1 protein-coding gene is annotated in these 233 nt (G+C 30.5%); it reads left to right on the forward strand.

The features are described from left to right. On the forward strand, positions 1-183 hold a 183-nt coding region (locus tag SB764_RS44805), incomplete at its 5' end, for a hypothetical protein (protein WP_410867412.1). Positions 184-233 lie beyond the last annotated feature (50 nt).

Below are 233 nucleotides of genomic sequence, written 5' to 3' on the forward strand. Positions count from 1 at the left end.
TTATCTTTTGATGGAAAGGTAAATCTTTTAGTAGGCGCATTCCAAGATGCAGTTAATGCTGTAAATAGTGCAAAAAAATATATAGAACCAACAGCAGAAAGCATTGGCATCGTATCCTCTCATAACGAAAAATTTAAGGAACAAAACAAACAAATTTATCGAAAAATATTAGTGGAACAATAAATAAATCTAGGGCCATCAAGAAATTCTTGATAGCCCTAAATTATTAAAAC

This window comes from Paraburkholderia sp. SIMBA_027, from assembly GCF_046535315.1.
In the GTDB taxonomy this organism is placed as follows: domain Bacteria; phylum Pseudomonadota; class Gammaproteobacteria; order Burkholderiales; family Burkholderiaceae; genus Paraburkholderia; species Paraburkholderia tropica.